The sequence below is a fragment of the Paenibacillus sp. J5C2022 genome, from assembly GCF_025567625.1.
GTDB lineage: Bacteria > Bacillota > Bacilli > Paenibacillales > Paenibacillaceae > Pristimantibacillus.
On sequence record NZ_JAOQJC010000002.1, the window covers coordinates 111898 to 130754 of the forward strand.

16 protein-coding genes are annotated in these 18857 nt (G+C 50.2%); 9 read left to right on the forward strand and 7 right to left on the reverse strand.

Annotation, left to right across the window (positions count from 1 at the left end):
• Positions 1-185 precede the first annotated feature (185 nt).
• Genes M6D81_RS02285 through M6D81_RS02300 form a run of 4 tightly spaced genes read left to right on the forward strand, consistent with a single transcriptional unit; the run spans position 186 to position 4924 of the window.
• A complete protein-coding gene (locus M6D81_RS02285) occupies positions 186-1133 on the forward strand; it encodes an ABC transporter permease (protein WP_262675182.1) in 948 nt (315 codons plus the stop codon).
• On the forward strand, positions 1133-2029 hold the full coding sequence (locus M6D81_RS02290) for a carbohydrate ABC transporter permease (protein ID WP_262675183.1): 897 nt from the start codon (positions 1133-1135) through the stop codon (positions 2027-2029). Before M6D81_RS02285 ends, M6D81_RS02290 begins: the two co-directional genes overlap by 1 nt.
• A gap of 40 nt (positions 2030-2069) precedes the next feature.
• The gene (locus M6D81_RS02295; RefSeq protein WP_262675184.1) at positions 2070-3092 is read left to right on the forward strand and encodes a response regulator transcription factor; all 1023 of its coding nucleotides are present in this window, start codon (positions 2070-2072) and stop codon (positions 3090-3092) included.
• Entirely contained in the window at positions 3089-4924 is a 1836-nt protein-coding gene (locus M6D81_RS02300; RefSeq protein ID WP_262675185.1) for a cache domain-containing sensor histidine kinase, read from the forward strand. Before M6D81_RS02295 ends, M6D81_RS02300 begins: the two co-directional genes overlap by 4 nt.
• 2 nt (positions 4925-4926) lie before the next feature.
• Here the strand turns inward: M6D81_RS02300 and M6D81_RS02305 are convergent, their stop codons facing one another.
• Positions 4927-7122, reverse strand: a complete 2196-nt coding sequence (locus M6D81_RS02305) for a hypothetical protein (protein WP_262675186.1) — start codon at positions 7120-7122, stop codon at positions 4927-4929.
• 181 nt (positions 7123-7303) lie between these two features.
• Here M6D81_RS02305 and M6D81_RS02310 point away from each other — a divergent pair, with 181 nt between their 5' ends.
• Positions 7304-8362 (forward strand): Gfo/Idh/MocA family protein, encoded by a 1059-nt coding sequence (locus M6D81_RS02310; RefSeq protein ID WP_262675187.1) that lies wholly within the window; start codon positions 7304-7306, stop codon positions 8360-8362.
• Positions 8363-8399: 37 nt separating this feature from the next.
• Here M6D81_RS02310 and M6D81_RS02315 read toward each other — a convergent pair whose 3' ends face one another.
• The 3 genes from M6D81_RS02315 to M6D81_RS02325 form a co-directional block, all read right to left on the reverse strand.
• The gene (locus M6D81_RS02315; protein ID WP_262675188.1) at positions 8400-9443 is read right to left on the reverse strand and encodes an ABC transporter permease; all 1044 of its coding nucleotides are present in this window, start codon (positions 9441-9443) and stop codon (positions 8400-8402) included.
• Entirely contained in the window at positions 9440-10174 is a 735-nt protein-coding gene (locus tag M6D81_RS02320) for an ABC transporter ATP-binding protein (protein WP_262675189.1), read from the reverse strand. Before M6D81_RS02320 ends, M6D81_RS02315 begins: the two co-directional genes overlap by 4 nt.
• A gap of 164 nt (positions 10175-10338) precedes the next feature.
• The gene (locus tag M6D81_RS02325) at positions 10339-11388 is read right to left on the reverse strand and encodes an alpha/beta hydrolase family protein (RefSeq protein WP_262675190.1); all 1050 of its coding nucleotides are present in this window, start codon (positions 11386-11388) and stop codon (positions 10339-10341) included.
• 149 nt (positions 11389-11537) lie between these two features.
• On the opposite strand from M6D81_RS02325, the gene M6D81_RS02330 reads away from it, so the two are divergent.
• Positions 11538-12362 (forward strand): AraC family transcriptional regulator, encoded by an 825-nt coding sequence (locus M6D81_RS02330; protein ID WP_262675191.1) that lies wholly within the window; start codon positions 11538-11540, stop codon positions 12360-12362.
• A gap of 16 nt (positions 12363-12378) precedes the next feature.
• Here the strand turns inward: M6D81_RS02330 and M6D81_RS02335 are convergent, their stop codons facing one another.
• On the reverse strand, positions 12379-13203 hold the full coding sequence (locus M6D81_RS02335) for a lipid II flippase Amj family protein (RefSeq protein ID WP_262675192.1): 825 nt from the start codon (positions 13201-13203) through the stop codon (positions 12379-12381).
• 66 nt (positions 13204-13269) lie between these two features.
• Positions 13270-15297 (reverse strand): LuxR family transcriptional regulator, encoded by a 2028-nt coding sequence (locus M6D81_RS02340; RefSeq protein ID WP_262675193.1) that lies wholly within the window; start codon positions 15295-15297, stop codon positions 13270-13272.
• 282 nt (positions 15298-15579) lie between these two features.
• On the opposite strand from M6D81_RS02340, the gene M6D81_RS02345 reads away from it, so the two are divergent.
• The 3 genes from M6D81_RS02345 to M6D81_RS02355 all read left to right on the forward strand — a co-directional run bounded on the left by M6D81_RS02345 (position 15580) and on the right by M6D81_RS02355 (position 17849).
• Positions 15580-16320, forward strand: coding sequence for a copper amine oxidase N-terminal domain-containing protein (locus M6D81_RS02345; RefSeq protein WP_262675194.1), 741 nt, complete (start codon positions 15580-15582; stop codon positions 16318-16320).
• A gap of 346 nt (positions 16321-16666) precedes the next feature.
• Positions 16667-17065 carry a RidA family protein gene (locus M6D81_RS02350; RefSeq protein WP_262675195.1) on the forward strand — a complete coding sequence of 133 codons (399 nt, stop codon included), beginning with the start codon at positions 16667-16669 and terminating at the stop codon, positions 17063-17065.
• 154 nt (positions 17066-17219) lie between these two features.
• The gene (locus M6D81_RS02355) at positions 17220-17849 is read left to right on the forward strand and encodes a Uma2 family endonuclease (RefSeq protein ID WP_262675196.1); all 630 of its coding nucleotides are present in this window, start codon (positions 17220-17222) and stop codon (positions 17847-17849) included.
• Here the strand turns inward: M6D81_RS02355 and M6D81_RS02360 are convergent.
• On the reverse strand, positions 17846-18673 hold the full coding sequence (locus tag M6D81_RS02360; protein WP_262675197.1) for an aldo/keto reductase: 828 nt from the start codon (positions 18671-18673) through the stop codon (positions 17846-17848). The two genes, M6D81_RS02355 and M6D81_RS02360, sit on opposite strands and share 4 nt — an antisense overlap.
• Between the last annotated feature and the right edge of the window lie 184 nt (positions 18674-18857).

The following is an 18857-nucleotide window of genomic DNA, read 5'->3' on the forward strand; positions in this document are numbered from 1 at the left end:
CTTCGAATACGCGGAGAATGGAGAAAATTATTTATGATTGTGTTTTTTTACGATTGTTGCAATCGCTTACGGCTGTGCTTATCGTAAAAAAACACAATCAACTTATACTTTTCGCCATGTGCATGCCTGTTCCCTGCATAGTAATATCAATGGTGAACGAGCCCATGACGGACGGGAGGAACATTATGCCAAGTACTGGGGCTGGGCAGAAGAGGCTATTCGACACGACGTGGCAGCTCCTACGATTTATGCGAAAATACTGGATTTTATACGTGCTGGCACTGCCCGGCATTCTTTTCTTCCTTGTATTTCGCTATATTCCTTTGCTGGGGTCCGCGATTGCGTTCCAACATTTCAGTATTTTCAAAGGAATCACGGGCAGTCCCTGGGCAGGCTTTGACCAATTCCGGCGGATGTTCGCTTTTACCGATTTTTTGCTCATCTTGAAAAACACCCTGTTGATTAGCGCCTACGATTTGATCTTTGCGTTCCCTGTCCCCATCATTTTAGCCATTTTGCTGAACGAGCTGCGTCTCGTCATGCTGAAGAGGTTCATTCAGACGGCCCTCTATTTGCCTCACTTCTTATCCTGGATCGTTGTCGGGGGGATGATTATCGGGCTGTTGTCGCCGTCGACGGGACTGGTCAACGAGTTGATTTCGCTATTCGGGGCGGAGCCAGTATACTTCTTGGGAGAGCCGGCATTTATCCGTTCCATCATTATCGGCTCGGGCATATGGAAGGAAAGCGGATGGGGAATGATCGTCTATCTGGCGGCTATTGCGGGTATTCATCCCGACTTGTACGAATCGTCGCAAATCGACGGGGCAGGATGCGTGCGGCAAGCCTTCTCCATTACGATTCCGTCCATCATGCCGACCATCGTCATCCTGTTTCTGCTGCATGTAGGCAACTTTCTTGATTACGGATTTGAACGGGTATATATCTTCCTGAATCCGCTCAACAAGGGGAATGCGGAAATTATCGATACTTATATGTACACGGCGGGACTGGTCGGCCAGCAGTACAGTTATACGACGGCAATCGGCCTGTTCAAATCCGTCGTTGGCCTGGCGCTTCTAATGATCGGCAATACACTCAGCAAGAAGGCTACCGGCAGCGGGTTGTATTAATGGGATACAGAATCGGGGCGACAGCAGGCATGACAATGACGAAATGGCAGAGAGCTTTCAACGCATGTAACCTGATATTTTTATCCGGATTGGGGTTCAGCATGATTTTGCCGCTAGTCCACATCGTTGCACAATCCTTCAGCAGCAATAAAGCGATTGCGACGGGGAAGGTATCCTTCTGGCCCGTTGAGTTCACGATAGCGAACTACAGCGTGATATTGGGGGATTCTTCAATTTGGCGGGCGTTTCTAATCAGCACCATCATCACGGCCGTCGGCACGCTGATCAATCTGGTTGCGACATCGACGCTTGCCTATCCGCTATCCCGGACGGAATTCGTGCTTCGCAAGCCGATTCTGGTCATGATTCTCATTACGCTCGTTTTCTCGGCTCCGCTCATTCCGAATTTTCTGGTTATCAAAAGTCTGGGCATGCTTGATACGCTATGGGCGCTCATGATTCCTATGGCGATCAGCGCTTATACATTATTTGTTATGCGCTCGTTCTTCATGCATTTGCCAGTTGAGCTTATCGATGCCGCCAGAATTGACGGATGCGGAGAAGCGCGTATAATATGGCATATCGTAATGAAAATGTCCAAGCCTTTATTGGCGACGATGACGATCATCTTTTCCGTTGGGCACTGGAATCGCTACGCGGAGGCGATCTATTATTTGAACGACCGCAAGCTGATGCCCCTGCAGGTGCGGCTGAGGGAGATCATCGTTGCTGATGTGTACGAGACGGACCCTCTCTCGGCAATTTATGTCCAGTTATCTCCGGAAGGCATCAAGATGGCGGTCATTGTCGTCGCTACCGTGCCGATTGTTTTCGTTTACCCGTTCTTGCAGAAGTATTTCGTCAAGGGCTTGCTTATCGGCTCCATCAAATCGTAAGAGCCGGCTACTCCATTTCGGAAAGGCAGTGATTGTCGTTATGCGCTTACTGATCGTGGATGATGAACCCGTTATTCGCAAGGGGCTGCTGGCTATGGCGGCATCCTATGAGCCTTCCTTTACGGAAATCCGTACGGCGGGCAACGGCGAAGATGCGCTTCGCGAGCTGGAGACGGCGCAGCCGGACATCGTCATGACCGACATCCGCATGCCCAGAATGGACGGGCTGCAGCTTTGCAAGCAGATGAGCGAGCGCTATCCCCTCATTCAGACGATTGTCGTGTCGGGGTATAGCGATTTCGATTATGCGCAGAAGTGCATTCAGTACGGCGTCAAGCACTATTTGTTGAAACCGGTTTCCAAGTCCGATCTGTTCGCCATTATCGATCAGTTGGCGCAGGAATCCAACAAAGGCTACATTCCCGTATCCAGATATATGGAATGGATCGGCAAGGCAGAGAACTGCATATGGTCGCAGCAGAACGATGAATTGAAGGGGTTGATGGCGGAATGGAGACAATATTGTCTGACCGCCAGCCGCAACGCCAGCCATCTGAAGGATGTGCTGACCGACTGTCTGGAGCTGCTGAGGCAGAAGTTGCAAGAGAGAAGCTATACGCCCGCTGTGAAGGGCGGACTCAAGCTGCATGCCGCCGGAGCCCAGAATGTGATGGACCAGTTCGAGGAAGTGCTGTCCGGCATCGTCGAGCACCTTGCCGCGACCAGAACGGGGAAGTACAAGGACCCGATGGAAGAGGCGAGAAATTATATCGACGAGAGACTCAAACAGGATTTGACGCTGGACGAGGTGGCGGATCTGGTTGGATTGACACCGACTTATTTCAGCGCGCTATTCAAGAAGGTGACGGGCGAAACATTCGTGCAATACCGGATCAAGAAACGGATGGAACGCGCGAAGGAGATGCTCGCCATCCCGCATTACCGCATATTCGACATCGCATCCGAAGTCGGTTACGAAGACTATCCCCATTTCACCAAAACGTTTAAAAAATGTTACGGCATATCGCCATCCGATTACCGCATGAAGCTGGGGATACGATGAAAAAATTCAGTCTGTACCGCAAGCTTATGCTTTCTTTCTTCATGATTATCCTGATTTCCCTGCTCTGTGCAGGCGTGTTCACGTACTTGTCTGCCTCCAAGGAGCTGGATGTGCTCGCCGAAAGTCATATGGAGCAGATCGTAAGCAATATCGTGCATCAGACGGACTTATATTTGAAAGCCTACGAGAGATCGATCGTGTCGCTGCTGGCCAGCAGGGAGATCAAGCAATTGATCGACCTGCCGGAAGAGCGGCCGGAATACGATTTTTACAAGCTCCGCTCGCTCATTCGGGACGAATACGCCTATCCTTCCTTTGTTCGGCAGCCGGACATTGCGGTTATTTACATTATCAGCAATCATAACAATGCCGTTTATTACTACAACAAGGTGCCTGAGGAGGCGTTTTTCGATCAACGGGAGTCAAGGGAGCAATTGCTGAGAATTCGCAGCCTGACGGATGAGAGTGGAAGCTTAAGCATTCTGAATTCCAGCATATTGGAGGATCAGCAGCATAAGCTCCTGACACTGGTCCGTCAAATCCGGGGACTGTCATCTCTCGATTCGCAAGGCATACTGGGCATCGAATTCCGGGCCGAGGAGCTGTCCGCTCTATGGGAAGGTGTCGATCTGGGGGAGGAAGGCCACTTCTATATTGTGGACAAGAATGGCTACTTCATCTACCACCCCGACGCCGGTCAGGTAGGTCAGCCCGCCCCGGATGCGATAACCAGCCAGTTGGCGAATGCGGGGCCGTCTCTGTTCGATGCGGAATCGCAAGGTCAGAAGCGCATGTACATGGCAGAGCGCTCCGATTATTCGGACTGGCATCTCATCGCATCCATGCCGGTGAAGGAACTGAGGAAGCCGGTAGAGGATATACGGACAGTGATGCTCGTCGTTGGCGCGTTCACCTTCCTGTTCGCATTCATACTGGCTTACCGGTTCGCCAGATCGATAACGGGACCCGTGTCGACGCTTATGAACGGGATGAAGCAGACGGAGCGGGGCAAGTGGGAGATGATTCCGTTGCCGGACCACCGGGACGAAATCGTGGAGCTGATGATCCGCTATAACCTGATGGTCAACAGGCTGTCGGAGCTCGTGGAAGAAGTGTATCAGGCTGATATGAAAAATCAGGTCATTCAGATGGAGCGTCAGCAGGCGCAACTGCAATCGCTTCAGCTTCAGATTAACCCGCACTTCCTGTACAATACGCTTGAGACGATCAATTGCTACGCGTCAATCCAGAATTCGGAGGAAATATCGGAAATCGTGAAGTCGCTGGCATTCATGCTGCGCTACTCCGTCCAAACGGATCTGGAGGAAATCACGGTAGCCAATGAACTGATGCATGTGGTCCATTACATGAATGTGCTGCAATTCCGCATTGACCGACCGTTTGAAATTGTGGAAGTGCTGGACAGCCGATTTTTGCTTTACAAGATGGTCAGATTGACCCTTCAACCGCTGGTGGAGAATATATTCCAGCATGCGTTCCCAGACGGAATAGAGGATTATCACAGTATCCGCATCGATGCCGGAGAGACGGAAGACGCATTCTGGATTAGCGTGGAAGACAACGGCTGCGGCATGAAGCCGGAGAAGCTTCAGCAGCTGAAGGAGAAGCTGGAGCGGAACCGCTTGGCCGAGCAATCGGAGAATGAAGCGGGAAGGAAAGGCGGGATCGGCCTGTTGAACGTGCACCGCCGTATTCAGATGGTATTCGGAGAGCGTTACGGGTTGACGATCGAGAGCGAATGGGAGATGGGGACAAAGATGATTATGATCATGCCTTTGTCCCCGGAAGCTCCTGCTCTGTCGAACCGATAGCTTTAACGGTTGGCGCTGCGTATCATCTCTCGGTTCTCCCAAAGCTGCAGTCTTAAGTTGGACTTGGACCCTTGAATGGTGAAGTGAGGGATGCCGTTGGACTTGGCCGCTTCGACGCCGTCCCATGTAGCGCGATGCGAAGTGAAGGCGAGCAGCATGAACAATGCTTGAGAGCGGCTCAGCTCCGCGGCTATCCGCTCAGGGCGTTCCCCCGTGTCGTGGACGAGGGCGGCTCCGGTCTCCAGCACGACATGCTCGAACCACTTGCGCATGCCGCCGATAATGGCGATCGTGCAGCCTTCCAGGAACGGCGTCTTCGCTTTCCTCTCCGCCGTGGCCCCGGCCTGCGCTCTGGCGGCCGTCTTGCCGCCGCGTCCCGCTTGCAGTGGCGTGTGCTTGTCCTGCCTGTCCTGCCTGTCCTTGCCGACGGCAACTTCCGCCGATTGCGACTCCAGTCGGTATAGTCTCGACAATCTTGCCCAGCGCCCGTCCTCCGCCACGTTGAAGGAGCAGGGATCTCCGTGAAGCGGACGCTTGATCTCTACATCCCTGCGATGGATGGGGAAGCGGTTGCGGTCATCGTTCATATCGACGCAGTACCAGCCGTCCCGCTCATCAGATTGTACATAGCCGTCGAGTTGCCGTATGGGGGAGCGGCTGTCGTCGCCTTGGAACTGCAGCTGCAGCTCGTAACGCTGCCGCTGGCCGCTGCGATCGCTTGGCGTGCACAGCACTTCGGCTTCATGCTGCAGAGTGAGCTGATGCACCATCGATTCCGTAATATTGAAGCAGTTCCCCGTCTCCAGCTGGATGAAGCCGCCATGATCTCGCCGGAAGAAGGTACCCTGCAGCGACTCCGCTTCCACCATAACCGGCTGCGATTGACTGTACAATTGCAGGGGGGCGGATTGCTCTATGCCAGGATCGGAGTCGTCCGAGTCGATTGCTTCGCCGCTCGCCTGAACGCCTGACGCATCCGTATCGGCGGTCTGCTCCGGCGTCCGGTCGTCGGGATCGATCTGATAGTCAGCCAGCGCGTCTGCCAAGTCCAGCGCTTGGCGCATGCGCCGTCGCAGCTTAATGGCTTCCTCGGACGACGCAGCTTCTGAAGTCGAAGGGTGAAGCAGCTTGCCGTTCATGCGATCGATATCTCCGTACAGCGTCCGAACAAGCTGTTCCAATAGGGTCGGCTGATCGTGCAGCTGCCGCCTGTACTCGTCGATAGCCTGCTTATGGCGGGCTTGCTCCTTCGCCTTCAAGCTCAGCTCACAGGCCTTTGCCTCCAGCTGTCTCTCCAGCGCTTTATAGCGACTATCCGCTTCGCGTATCGCTTCCAGCAACGATTGACGCTCCTGCAGCCAGTCATGGCGTTCTTGCCGCAACTGCTGCTCCTTGTGCCGCTGCAGCTGCTCCCTCGCCTTGCGCTCGGCTTCGACATGCTCCAGCTCCGAATCCCGCTGCCGCAATAGAGCCAACGTCCTGCCCAGCTCATGCTCGCTCTGTCGCAGCTTCTTCTCCTGCTGCGCCAGCTCCCGCTCCAGCCGTATGCGCAGCGCGACTTCATTCCCGCATTTCCGCTCCAGCCGCTCCAGCTTCCTGCTTCGAGCCTCTCCGTTGAGCGGCATGCTCGTGCCCTCCTGCTCGACCATTGCCGTCTCGGAGACTGATGAACGCGTATCCTCCGCAGCCAACGCACAACGGCTATTGTCGCAGTCGTTCCGCAGTTTCTCCAATTCCTGCCGCCATCTCTCTTGATGCTCGGCTCGGCTGTGATGGAAGTGCAGCGCCCAATAATACGACCAGTATCCATAGCGTTGTATATGCTCTCGCCGTATCGCAATCAGCTCGTCCCATTCCAGTTGCAAGGCTTCTATTAACTCGGGACAGAGTTTCAGCAGAGCAAGGAAGAAGCGGCGTTGTGTTGTCAGGTCTCGCTGGCTATGCAGGAGAGTCGTTCTAAGCGTTTTCCAGAACAGCATCTCCGGCCACTTTCTCGTGTCCCGCTTGGCGAAGTGAAAGTCCAGTACAAGGGACAGCGCTTGCTTCTCCTTCAAGCCAAGCTGCTTGATATAACGCAGGAATGCGTCATGGGGAAAAGGGAAACGGGGATCTAGACTCAATAATGTACGATAATCCTCCAACTCCTCTATCCATTCCGCATGTTCGGTTAAGCCCGCTATATGGGCTCTAAGCTTCATTCACCATATGCCCCCTTCCGTATGTGCTTCTGTTTTATTCACTTCGACGTTCCTTATAAAGAATCCTTTTCGTCATTGCCGCTGAGGGTGCCGATATGAGATGATTGTAATGTACACGTGTACAGCGACGTGTTATGATTGCCGGAGAAATGAAATCATCGTTAATGCAGGGAGAGATACCATGAACGAACCATGGAAAGTGTTAATTGCGGGCTGCGGCGGAATGGCGCATGCGTGGGTAGAGTACGTCAGCGGAAGAGCGGATACGGAAATCGTCGCTTTAGTCGATATTCGAGAGGAAGCGGCGAGGGCGATGGCGGAGAAGCACAGCTTGTCGTGTCCGTTCTATACGAATGCGGAGCATGCGATTGAAGCGGTGCAGCCGCATATTGTGTGTGATGTGACGATTCCGTCAAGCCATTACGGCGTGGCTTCCGCCGCCTTCCGGCACGGCAGTCACGTATTCGCGGAGAAGCCGCTGGCGGAGACGATGGAGCAGTGCCAGCAGCTTGTCGCTATGGCGGAGCATGCAGGTGTCCAGCACGCCATTATGCAGAACAGGCGCTTCAATCCTCATATCCGTTCCTTGAGACAGCTCATTTCGTCAGGAACGATTGGGAAAGTGGGCTTTATCGGAGCCGACTTCTTCCTGGGCCCCCGGTTCGGAGGCTTCCGCGACGTCATGGACAGTCCGCTGCTGCTGGATATGGCGATCCATACGTTCGATCAGGCCCGGCTCATTAGCGGCGCCAACCCTGTCTCCGTCTATTGTCACGAATTTAATCCGGCAGGCTCCTGGTATGCCGGCCATGCGATGGCGGTCTGCATATTCGAAATGTCCGACGGCTCCGTGTTCAACTATCGAGGCTCCTGGTGCGCCGAAGGAGAGAATACGTCCTGGGAGTCTTCATGGCGCATTACGGGCGAGAAGGGAACGGCAATCTGGGACGGCTATGGCGTTCCTTATGCGGAAGCGCGCCAACCGGCGGAAGCTGACGGCTCGCTTGGCGAGATGACGCGGATAGAAGGCGAGGTGTCGCAGTTGGAGCTTGCGGGTCATCACGGCTGTCTGGAGGAGATGTTCAACGCTCTTCGCGACGGGCGCAAGCCGGAGACGCACAGCGGGGACAACCTGTACAGCATGGCAATGGTATTCGCTTCGCTGGAGAGTGCGAGAACGGGACGGAAAGTGATAATCGAGGATTGGCTCGAGAGCAAGAAAGCCTCCCCGTCCGTTTGAGAACGGAGAGGGAAGCTATTCTGTGCATGAACCGGCATTATATTTTCCTGTGCTTACGCAATGCGAGGACGTTGGCAGCCATGAAGAAGAGGGACAGAGCTGCCAGAACGGCGATGTCTCCTGCAATCGCCTGCCAACCCTCGCCTCGAATCATTACACTGCGCAGGGCGTCTGCGCCGTATTTCAGCGGCATGAGATAGGCGACCCAGCGCAGCCACGGAGACATGGCCTCCAAATCGAACAAGCCGGAGAAAAATACTTGCGGCACGATGACGATCGGAATAAACTGAATCATTTGAAACTCCGTATTGGCAAACGCGGAGAGGAACGTTCCCAAGCTGAGTGCAGTAATCGATAAAAGCAGAGTAATCAATAATACAAGCCAGATCGAGCCTTCCATCATAAGCCCCAGGCCTTCTATAGAGTATATGGCCACAAGCACAGCTTGTGCGCCAGTGAACAGTCCGAAGCCGGCTATGTAGCCGGCCACGATCTCCCAGCGCCGGAGCGGGGTGGCCAGCAACCGTTCCAGAGTGCCGCTTGTACGTTCCTTCAAGAAGGATACGCCTGCAATGAGGAACACGAAGAAGAAAGCGAACAATCCGATCAGAACGGGGCCCATACTGTCAAAGGATGACATGTCCGAGCTCCCATGCAAATATTCGAAAACAGGTGTGAAGCCGCCGTCCATCCCGTGCTCTCCCGCAGCAATCTGCTGCAGCGCTCCGCTAACCAGCATGATGACTGCCCGATTGCGCACAGGATCGCTTCCTTCCAGCCTGATCGTCGGCACATTGTCATGGATATGCAAGTACGCATCGATCTCACCTGCTGCGAGCGCGGTATCCGCATCGGTCTCCGAGTCGTAGCGGGTCATGTCGGCCTCCTGCTTGCTTAAGCTTTGTTCGATTGCGGATGGCAGCTTGACGATTCCCAGCTTGGGGACCGGCGTATCGCCGTTAAACACCAGATACATGAGCGACAGAAGCAGAAGCGGGGCCATGATGAGCAAAGCGAGCGTTCGCTTGTCTCGCAGGAACTGTCGGATAATCCGTAGGGAGAGCGCTTGTATTCTTCTCATGCGTCGACACCTCCGAAATAGAGAAACGCTTCTTCAATCGAGGTTTTTCCGGTCAGGGATTTGAGGTCATCGGGTGAGCCGGCCGCAATTAGCCGGCCTTCCCGGATAAGACCGAGCCGGTGACAGCGCTCAGCTTCATCCATCACATGGGTAGTCACGATAATCGTTCTGCCGGCTGTGCTTAAGGAGTCAAGCTCGCGCCATATGGATTGCCTCAGCAAGGGATCGATGCCGACAGTCGGCTCATCCAGAATAAGCACTTCGGGATCATGCAGCAGCGCAATTCCCAGAGAGAGCCGCCGCTTCATTCCGCCGGAATAATCGGACACCGGTTGATTCAGGTGATCTCCCAATCCTACCAGGCTCATTACATAATCGATTCGTTCCTTCAGCTTCTTGCCCCGAAGAGCGAATAGAGCGCCGAAAAATTCCAAGTTCTCTTTCGCTGTCAATTCCATATATAGCGCATCGGATTGCGCCATGTAGCCGATTTTATTCATCATGGCCAATTGGGGCAGCTGCGTATGCAACATCCTGATTTCTCCGCTGGTCGGCGCATCAATGCCCGCCATCATTTTGACCAGCGTCGTCTTGCCAGAACCCGACGGTCCCAATAAGCCGAATATTTCCCTTTGCTCGATGCGCAAGGAAGTGGTGTGGATGACTTCTTTATTGCCGAAGCTGCGCGTGACGTCGCGTACTTCCAGACATGGGCGGCTTGCTGCGTTCATCGATATCACCTCTCCAGAGAAATCACTCATGCAAGTGATGCCAGATTTGCTCTCAGCATACGCCTATATGGGAAGTGTCGTCAAGAGAGTCATCTTCAAGCACATGGCAACGCCCCCGGCAGAAATTAATCTGCCGAGGGCGTTATCGTTGTCCGGTTCTCCAATTATTTCAAGCGCTCCAGTTGCTGCTTCACGAACGGCCATACCGGCTCCTTGTAATATCGATGCCCGCCATCCCCGAAGTGGATCGCACAGCGATCGGCAGCTCCCATGGCGGCGTATATCCGCTCTACATGCTCGTAGGCTTCCCTGGCTCCGAACGAAGGGTAGATCTCGTCCTTCTCCCCGTTAACGGCGAGGAATGGACGCGGCGCAACCAATCCTACAATATCGTACATCTCGCCTTGCTGCAGCAGACCGGGAATAAAGTTGCAGTCGCAATGATGCATCGCCAACAGCGAGGCGCGGTAGGTACAGAAGTAAGAGCCGGGTATGCATATGTCGATTCGCTCATCCAGTGCCGCCGTGAATAGCGATACGGTTCCTCCTCCGGAATTGCCGGTAATGACAATGCGGCTGCTGTCAATCTCCGGGCGGGTGGAGGCATAGTCGATGACCCGCCCCATATCGTGAACGCGCTCGCCGATCAGCGTGCGGCCGAACATGAGGGCGCGCTTCTGCAGCGGATCGCAAGAGCTGCCTTTGCCTTGTGCGTATTCCTCCTCGCGCCCCATCTCCCAGAAGCCGCGCACGTCCATTGCAATTGCCGCGAAGCCTTCCTTCACAGCTTGCAGCGCAATGTCGCGGTCGCCACCCACGCCTTCGCTTCTTTCCTGCTCAGTCTCATAATTGCCGACGTAGATCTCCTTGCCGCGTCTGGAATGGCCGTGCGGCGTAAGGACGAGCGGGTACGGCCCTTCCCCGCCGCTTGGCAGCAGCAGGTAGAAGGGGATGGACAGACCGGGCTCCGTCTGAAGGTATCCTTTCTCCCGCGTGTAGCCGTCCATTTGAACCGTCTGCACGATTTCCGCTTCCAGGGGCAATTCTTCTGTTTCCTTCGCCAGCTGCTCCAATCCTGTTATCTCACGCAGCCGTTGCCGGAACCGCTGCTGCCAGTCGCTCCAATTGCCATCTTCCAATGCCTTGCGATAATGAAATTCCCGTTCACCCATATAGTGCCGGTCAACATATTGATTCGCTGAGAAAAACCTCATTCCTTATTCCCCCTTCGCACTAATTCCCTTATGGCCATCATCATATAGCAAAATGACTGAATATTCATTGCTTTATTTGCTGATATTTCAAAAAAGATTGCGTATTTTGCTATACTGGAGTGAATGGGTTGTGGAGGAGGGAACAAGTAATGGGTTCAAAACAGTTTTTCGCCTCATACGAGTATCGGATAGAACCTTATTCCATGGCGCATGAGCACTTCCATGACCGGTATGAAATCTATTATTTGCTAAGCGGAGAAAGGTATTATTTCATTGAAAACGAAAGGTATCTGGTCATGCCGGGGGATCTGATCTTAATTGACCGCTACGCCGTTCACAAAACAAGCGACGCGAGTCAAGGCAGACATGAGCGAATTCTGATCGAATTCAACGAGAGCTTCTTGGGCGAATGGTGGAAAGAACTGGAATATCTTGTGGGAAGCGTCTTTCATGAGAAAGGCAAGCAGCTGCGGTTAGTAAAGAATGAGAGGGAATATTTGGCATCCGCGATGAATCGGGTCGTTATGGAATCAAGGAAAGAAACAGTGGAATCCGGGATTCTTGTTAAAGCGCTGCTTGTCGAGATTTTAATATTTGTTCATCGCCTCAAGGGAGAGGAGCTGGAGCCGGAACGTCCCCGGCATCCACAGGATAGGAAAGTGGCGGAAGTGCTCAACTTTATCGGTCAGCATTATCGTACTCCAGAGCTGACTTTGGAACGAATCTCGGAACAATTCTACATAAGCAAATATCATTTGAGCCGATTATTTAAGGAAAAGACGGGTTATACGCTGACGGAATACGTCACTTTGCTGCGGATCAGGGATGCGGAGAGCTTGCTTAGGGAAACCAATCTGAAGGTCATTGACATTGCGGACTGTGTAGGCTTTCAGCATGTGGGCCACTTCTGGCGCATGTTCAAGCGTCACTCGGGCCTTTCGCCAAGAGAATACCGCAAACGGCTGCTTGGGTAATGAGGCTTAATGCAGCTTATTGAAAAAGAACCAGAAATTTGGTCATCCAGGCAATATATTGCGCCCCGGGAATGAACAGCAATTGGGCGACTATAGTGCCCAAAAGTCTTGAGGTTATCATCAAAACGGAAATGCCTTTTAAATTTATATAGCGACCTCTGCCGTTGACAACGTCATCTGCGAGTACGGAAATTTTGGGATCAATAAATAAAGCCAGCAAAATAGTCGCTATACCGTTTATTAATCCGGATGCCAAGATGGTGGACCCGGCTCTGTCAGGAGCCAGCAATGATGCGTAAAGTGCCGATAATACGCCAATTGTGTATACCGATGTCACAATCATATTGAAAAAGAATAACTGTACCGGTATTTCCTTAAGCTTTATATCTTTCAAATAAGAGATTCTAGGAAATTGAATATGCTTCATACCTCTTTTTATGTATCCAATTGAAAATCTTTTTTTGATAAGGGAAGTAACAGAGCCGCGTTCCGCTGCCAAATCTATAATTGCTCTGGAAAATAATGCTGTAAACGTAGGCATAAAAAGGATGCCTATAATGGTACCTAAAGTAGATGCGCCAATTAAGACCCTGAATTGCTGTTCCACAAATAATAGCGCATTTTCTTGAGGTGCAGAATCGACTAAGCTGCCTGTAAATGGCTGCTGCATCATATTTGCCATTCTTGAAACGATGACCATCATATTGAATAATGATAACGCGGATGCAATCAGTTTTACTCTTGCTCCAGATAACCTCACTGCATAAGCAAGGGTTTCAATGCTATGGATAATTAATATGAATAATGCTATAAATAGGACCTTTGCTGTAAAGTATTCCAATGCGCACACTTCTCCCTATGCTCGAATCCATAGGTGTTGTCTATATTATGGATTAGATAGGTGATGTCACCTGTTTGCCTCGTCCATTAATAATTTCACCAGCTGGGCTCTGTTTTTAATTTGTTTTTTTCTATAGATACTGCTTAAATGTTTCTTAATCGTGACCTCGCTAACGAAAAGCTTCTCGGCAATAGTCTTATTCGGCGTTCCTTCAACAATAAGATTGGCAATCTCATTTTCACGTTCAGTGAGATCAGAAAATCGGGAACGGCTGCCTTTTTGCAACGGTATGCCTACATTTGAGGCAAGTAGCTGTAAATAATTTTCTAATCCCATCGACTTTATATCCAGCATTTGCGTAGGTGCCGAGAGAGTAGGGCCATAGTCTTTGTGAGTGGCACCTTCTACTTGGTGGAATCCTAAACGTTCTAATAACTGCTGGTAGAAAGGCAATGGGTTAGAGGCAACAATCACTTTTCCTTTAAATAGTATCTGTAACAGTTCTTGAAGTATAGCGGAGCGGGCAACGGCATCTTTTGGGTCAATCGCATCCATCATTCTTATATACCAACCGCTTGGTTCATGAACGGGTGTGCAGTATTTCGCTCTTTCTTCAGCAGTGAGACTATGGAAGAAGGCTCTTGTAACCGGTTCGCTTGCCAAAAAATCCAAACTATTTTCATGAATCGGTATGACAAGGGCAAGCCCCAGTATTTTACCACTCTGCTTTAGAAGAATATATTCATTATGATCAGAATCAAGAAATGATGGCCGTGTAAGCAGTTCGGCTTCAGCCTGTTTATATTCTGTTGAAGCAATCAATTGAACGGCTTCGCTTTCCTCAGCATGCTGAGCACTGAAGGTTGCATATTCATAAAGTGAAGTATGCTTAAGATTTTTCAGATACTGTCTGGCTTCTTCCGCTGCAGGTCCGCTTACATGTTCAATTTGGAAATGATGGTTTGAAGCAGTGTCATAGAAAATCGCTCGTATCGTATAATCCTCAAGATGATAAAAAAACTCTGAAAGCAGCCACGAGTGATCATTGCGAAGATCATTTTCTTCAATTTGTCTGAAATAAAATGCGGCTATGGCTTGGTTTATTGCCTTATAGCGCTTAGGAGAACGATTTCGAAGATTTAATGAGATGGCATTCCGCATCAAATCATGCATCATCCATCCCCTTCTCCCCAAACGAATAAATGAATAACTCGTTATCTGTTCAAATAAGTCGTCGGAAACCCCTTCCTTCAATAAATAGGATAGAATGTCCTGATCAAATCTCCTCAGCAAGGAGATGCTCTCTATAATGTAGCGTAACTCCGCGCTTTTTACTTCCTTTAACCACTGATCGGTCAGTGAGTGAAAAAGATCTGACGGATGAAACGTTTCTTCCCGAATGTTCGGATTATGATTGATCATTGAAGCTGATAAGGAAAGAGTCAGCGGATGACCATGTGTCAGATTGTAGATGGCATTAATCTGAGTCATATCTTTTATATTATATTTGGCTAAATACTCTATTGTATGGGAATGTGAAAATTCCTGCAACGGTAAATCCTCAATTAATTCTCTCCATCCCGGAGAAGCAAACCAATGGTTTTGTAATGGGTAACGGCCTGAAATAACGATGAGTATACGATGATCGAGGTTGCCGATCAATTGTTCTTGCAACCAGCGATCCAAATCTTTCATTTCTTCGTATGTATCGAAAGCTAATATGATTAGCTGCTCCATAGCCAACTGGTTAATATGATGAATGCAAACGTTGCTGTCAAAGTGCTCTTGCGGCTCACCGTCTAATAATTCATATATGCGATGAAGCATGTGCTCTGGCGAATGGGCGAAATCACGGCTATTGATAAGAATGAATCGTGCACCGTATTGGATCGAGATTCTTTGATAATGGTCTACAAGATAACTTTTTCCCATTCCGGCTGTAGCGTGAATGTTTAAAATTTTCTTGGCACGAGAAGCGCCAGCTAGACAATTTTTAAAAATACGTACTTCTTTTTCTCTGCCGACAAAAAAACGATTGTCCGTATCCGTCAATACTTGCTTGAACAGAAGATTATCATGACTTGAATAGCTCATTCAAATATCACCTCAATTAACCATGCTAGTATGATAATTTTAACATAAATAGCAGGGAGTGATTGTAAAAGTAGACTTTTGTATAATATTCTTTTGCGTGGAAAGGGGGTACGATTGTGTCAAGTTCTGCCATCATATGATCTGAAAAAAGGAGGGCGATTGGATACATTGTGAGATCCCGGAGAATCGGAGGGGCGGAACTATTATAGATGAGCAGCCATGAGTAGTAAGGGCATCCGTCAAGATGCTATTTACATTTCATAACTTGGAGGGAATAATAAAATGAAAACCTATTTTAAGAAGAAATGGCTGGTTTCTGGATTCGTTGCTGTACTTTTGCTTAGCGCGGCAGGACACGCATGGGGATCCGGCACATTGCGCGAGATTAAAGCAAATCTGAATTCAGGTCTTAACATTATGCTGTATGGTGAGCGGTTTATCGCCACTGATCCGGAAACTGAAACAGAATTATTGCCTATCACCTACAATGGCAGAACGTATTTGCCACTCAGATCTGTAGCGGAAGCTACCGGTTTGGAAGTTTCTTGGGATGGCCGCACGCAAACGATCTACCTGGGTGATTCAGAAGAAAGCGTTGAGCAAGAGGAAGAGCGGATTGTTCAAATGTCGACGGAATACGCGCGTCCGAAAGATAAGTACAGGTTGGCGAGCGCTACGCCTCATCTGCTGAATCGGGGGCCGGACATAGAGTTTAAATATGGATTCTCCAATGATCGGGATTTTCAGAGCAATTTGCAGGTATATGTAACGAATGATTATGAGTTTCATACATTGAAAGCGACGATTTGGGTAGATGACGACAAGAACGATGCAGGTAATTATCGCAGTCCGAATCCTAGAATCAAAGTGTTTAATGAAAGAAACGAAGTTATTTATGACGTGCCGAAAGTACAGCATGAAAATTATTATGATATCGAAGTGGATATTGCTGATGTAGAAGAGGTTAGAATTCTGGTAGACGGTGTGTATAGTGTGATCGGAGACCCCGTGTTGGTGAAATAACTTTAAGCGCTGATCCAGCAGTACTAGCGGGATAAGCTAGAATACCGCCACACTTTCTGGCGTAGGAGATTGAAGCGTTTATGACTGCATGCATTTGATTTCTATATCATCATTCGATTACAATATAGAAGTATCATTTGGATATGATCCTATTAAACCTCTACTATTTCTATAGAAAGGAGTATTCACATCATGAAGAAAAAATCGCTATTCTTTTTATCTGCCGGATATGGATACTCCACTGCTGTTTTTCACTAAAATCTCATTCCGCGGGTGAAGTGTGTCCAATTATGGAGATGAGTGCGGGAAGAATGGCAGAAATTCTAAAAATAGCGAGGTATTGCACATGCATAACGAAAAAATCACCAGAAAAAATCCGGAAGGCATGCCTGCCCCGGTAGGCCATTATACGCACATTACGAAAATTCCGAGAAACGCCGAGCTGTATGTCACCTCCGGCCAGATCGGGACAGATCGGAACGGTCGCATTCCGGATCATATGAACGAGCAAATTGACAACACTTTCAGCAACATAAAAGCTGTGCTGGATTCAGAAGGATTATCGGCCGACAATATTATCAAGGTGAACATCTGGGCTGTCGAACCGATTGATTGGGATCATCTATATGCGGCATGGGGGCGTCTGTTCGGACAGGAATACCCTGCCATGACGGTCGGTTATTTGACGGCGCTTGGACTGCCGGAACTGAAAATCGAGATCGAGATTTGGGCAGCTAAAGTATAATATAGTACACACTTCATCCAAATAGTTGACAAATGATAGGGAATATTCGACAATATATGTAAACATGCGAAGGGAAGCACCTCGCAAAGACGACACCGGCGGTGTTTCTTTGCCGGGGTGCTTTTTCAATTCCTTAAAGGGGTGTGATGGTGCGATGACAAAGGAAAAGAATCAGAGTCATAACGCGGAGTCTGGAAAGAAGTCTCGGGCGGGCGATGCCGCCGAGGTGCGCGAGCAGCGGTTGACCTATGACGACTATGCTGCGATTGATGATGGTCTGCGCTACGAGCTTGCGGACGGTCGGCTGGAGCTGATGAGCCCGGGGCCGACTTCTATGCATCAACTGGTCAGCTTCGAGATGCAGCGAACGATATTCGAATCTTGTCATATGAACTATATCGTATTCTATTCCCCAATTGATCTCATTCTATCAACGTATGAAGTGCGTCAGCCGGATCTGCTTATGATTCACAGAAGCCGCATGGACATTATTCGGATGCGCGGCATTGAAGGGACCCCGGATCTCGTCGTCGAGATACTGTCCCCTTCCACATTGAGAAGGGACAAGCTGGACAAGCTTCGGACTTATGCGCGTTACGGTATCCCGGAATATTGGGTGGTGGAGCCGAAGGTCGGCATGCTGGAGCAATATGTGCTGCAAGGAGAGAGATATGAATTGCATAATGTATACGAAGAAGAGGAGCCCGTAAGCTCCCCCACAGTTCCGTGCATCTCCTTCACGATGAAAGGCATTATGGACAATATTCCGTCTATCCGCGATTAGAAATTGAAATTGTCCGGGTCGGCGCCGAAGCGTTGATTGCGGTTCAGCGCCGAGATTTGGGCCATCTCCTCAGCCGACAGCTGGAAGTCGAACACTTCGCTGTTTTCCTTCAGGCGCGAAGGGTTGGTGGACTTCGGAATCGTGACGACGCCGTTCTGCAGATCCCAGCGCAGCACCACTTGCGCTGCAGACTTGCTATGTTTGGCGCCGATCTCCGCCAGCAGAGGCACGTCCAGATTGCCTTGCATAAGCGGGCTCCATGCCGTAGGTTGAATTTTATTGGTTGCACAGAAGGCCATCAGCTCTTCTTGCGTCAGCAGTGGATGGTATTCCACCTGATTGACCATCGGAACGAGATCGCTGGAAGCCATCAAGTCCTGAAGATGGTGAATGTGGAAGTTGCTGACCCCGATGGCGCGGGCGCGGCCGTCGCGGTAGATTTGCTCCAATGCGCGCCACGTCTCCTTATACTTCCCTTTCACAGGCCAGTGAATAAGCAGTAGATCCACGTAGTCCATGTCGAGCCGCTTCATGCTTTCGTCGAAGGCACGCAAGGAAGTGTCGTATCCCTGATCGGTATTCCATACTTTCGTTGTGACGAAGATTTGATCGCGGGCGATGCCGCTTCCGTTAACCGCCGCTCCTACGCCTTGCTCGTTGCCGTATACGGCAGCTGTATCAATTGCGCGATACCCCGCCTGCAGGGCGGCCGATACCGCCGCTTCCGTCTCTCCGTCATCTTTCATCTTCCATACGCCCAGTCCGAGCCAAGGCATTTTCACTCCGTTGCTTAGAACGGTACAGTTCTGAATTGCGTTCATCATCCTTTACCTCCTCCAATGGAACTAACGTAACTATTTTAGAATACATTGTTCATTTTCATTGTTCAAATTTATTTATGCGGAAGAGTCCTTTTTTTGGAATGGAATCTTCGTTTATTTTTGTTTTGGGTATATTCAAACATAAACAAAGATGATATACTGGATTCAAATATAAACAAAAACAAAT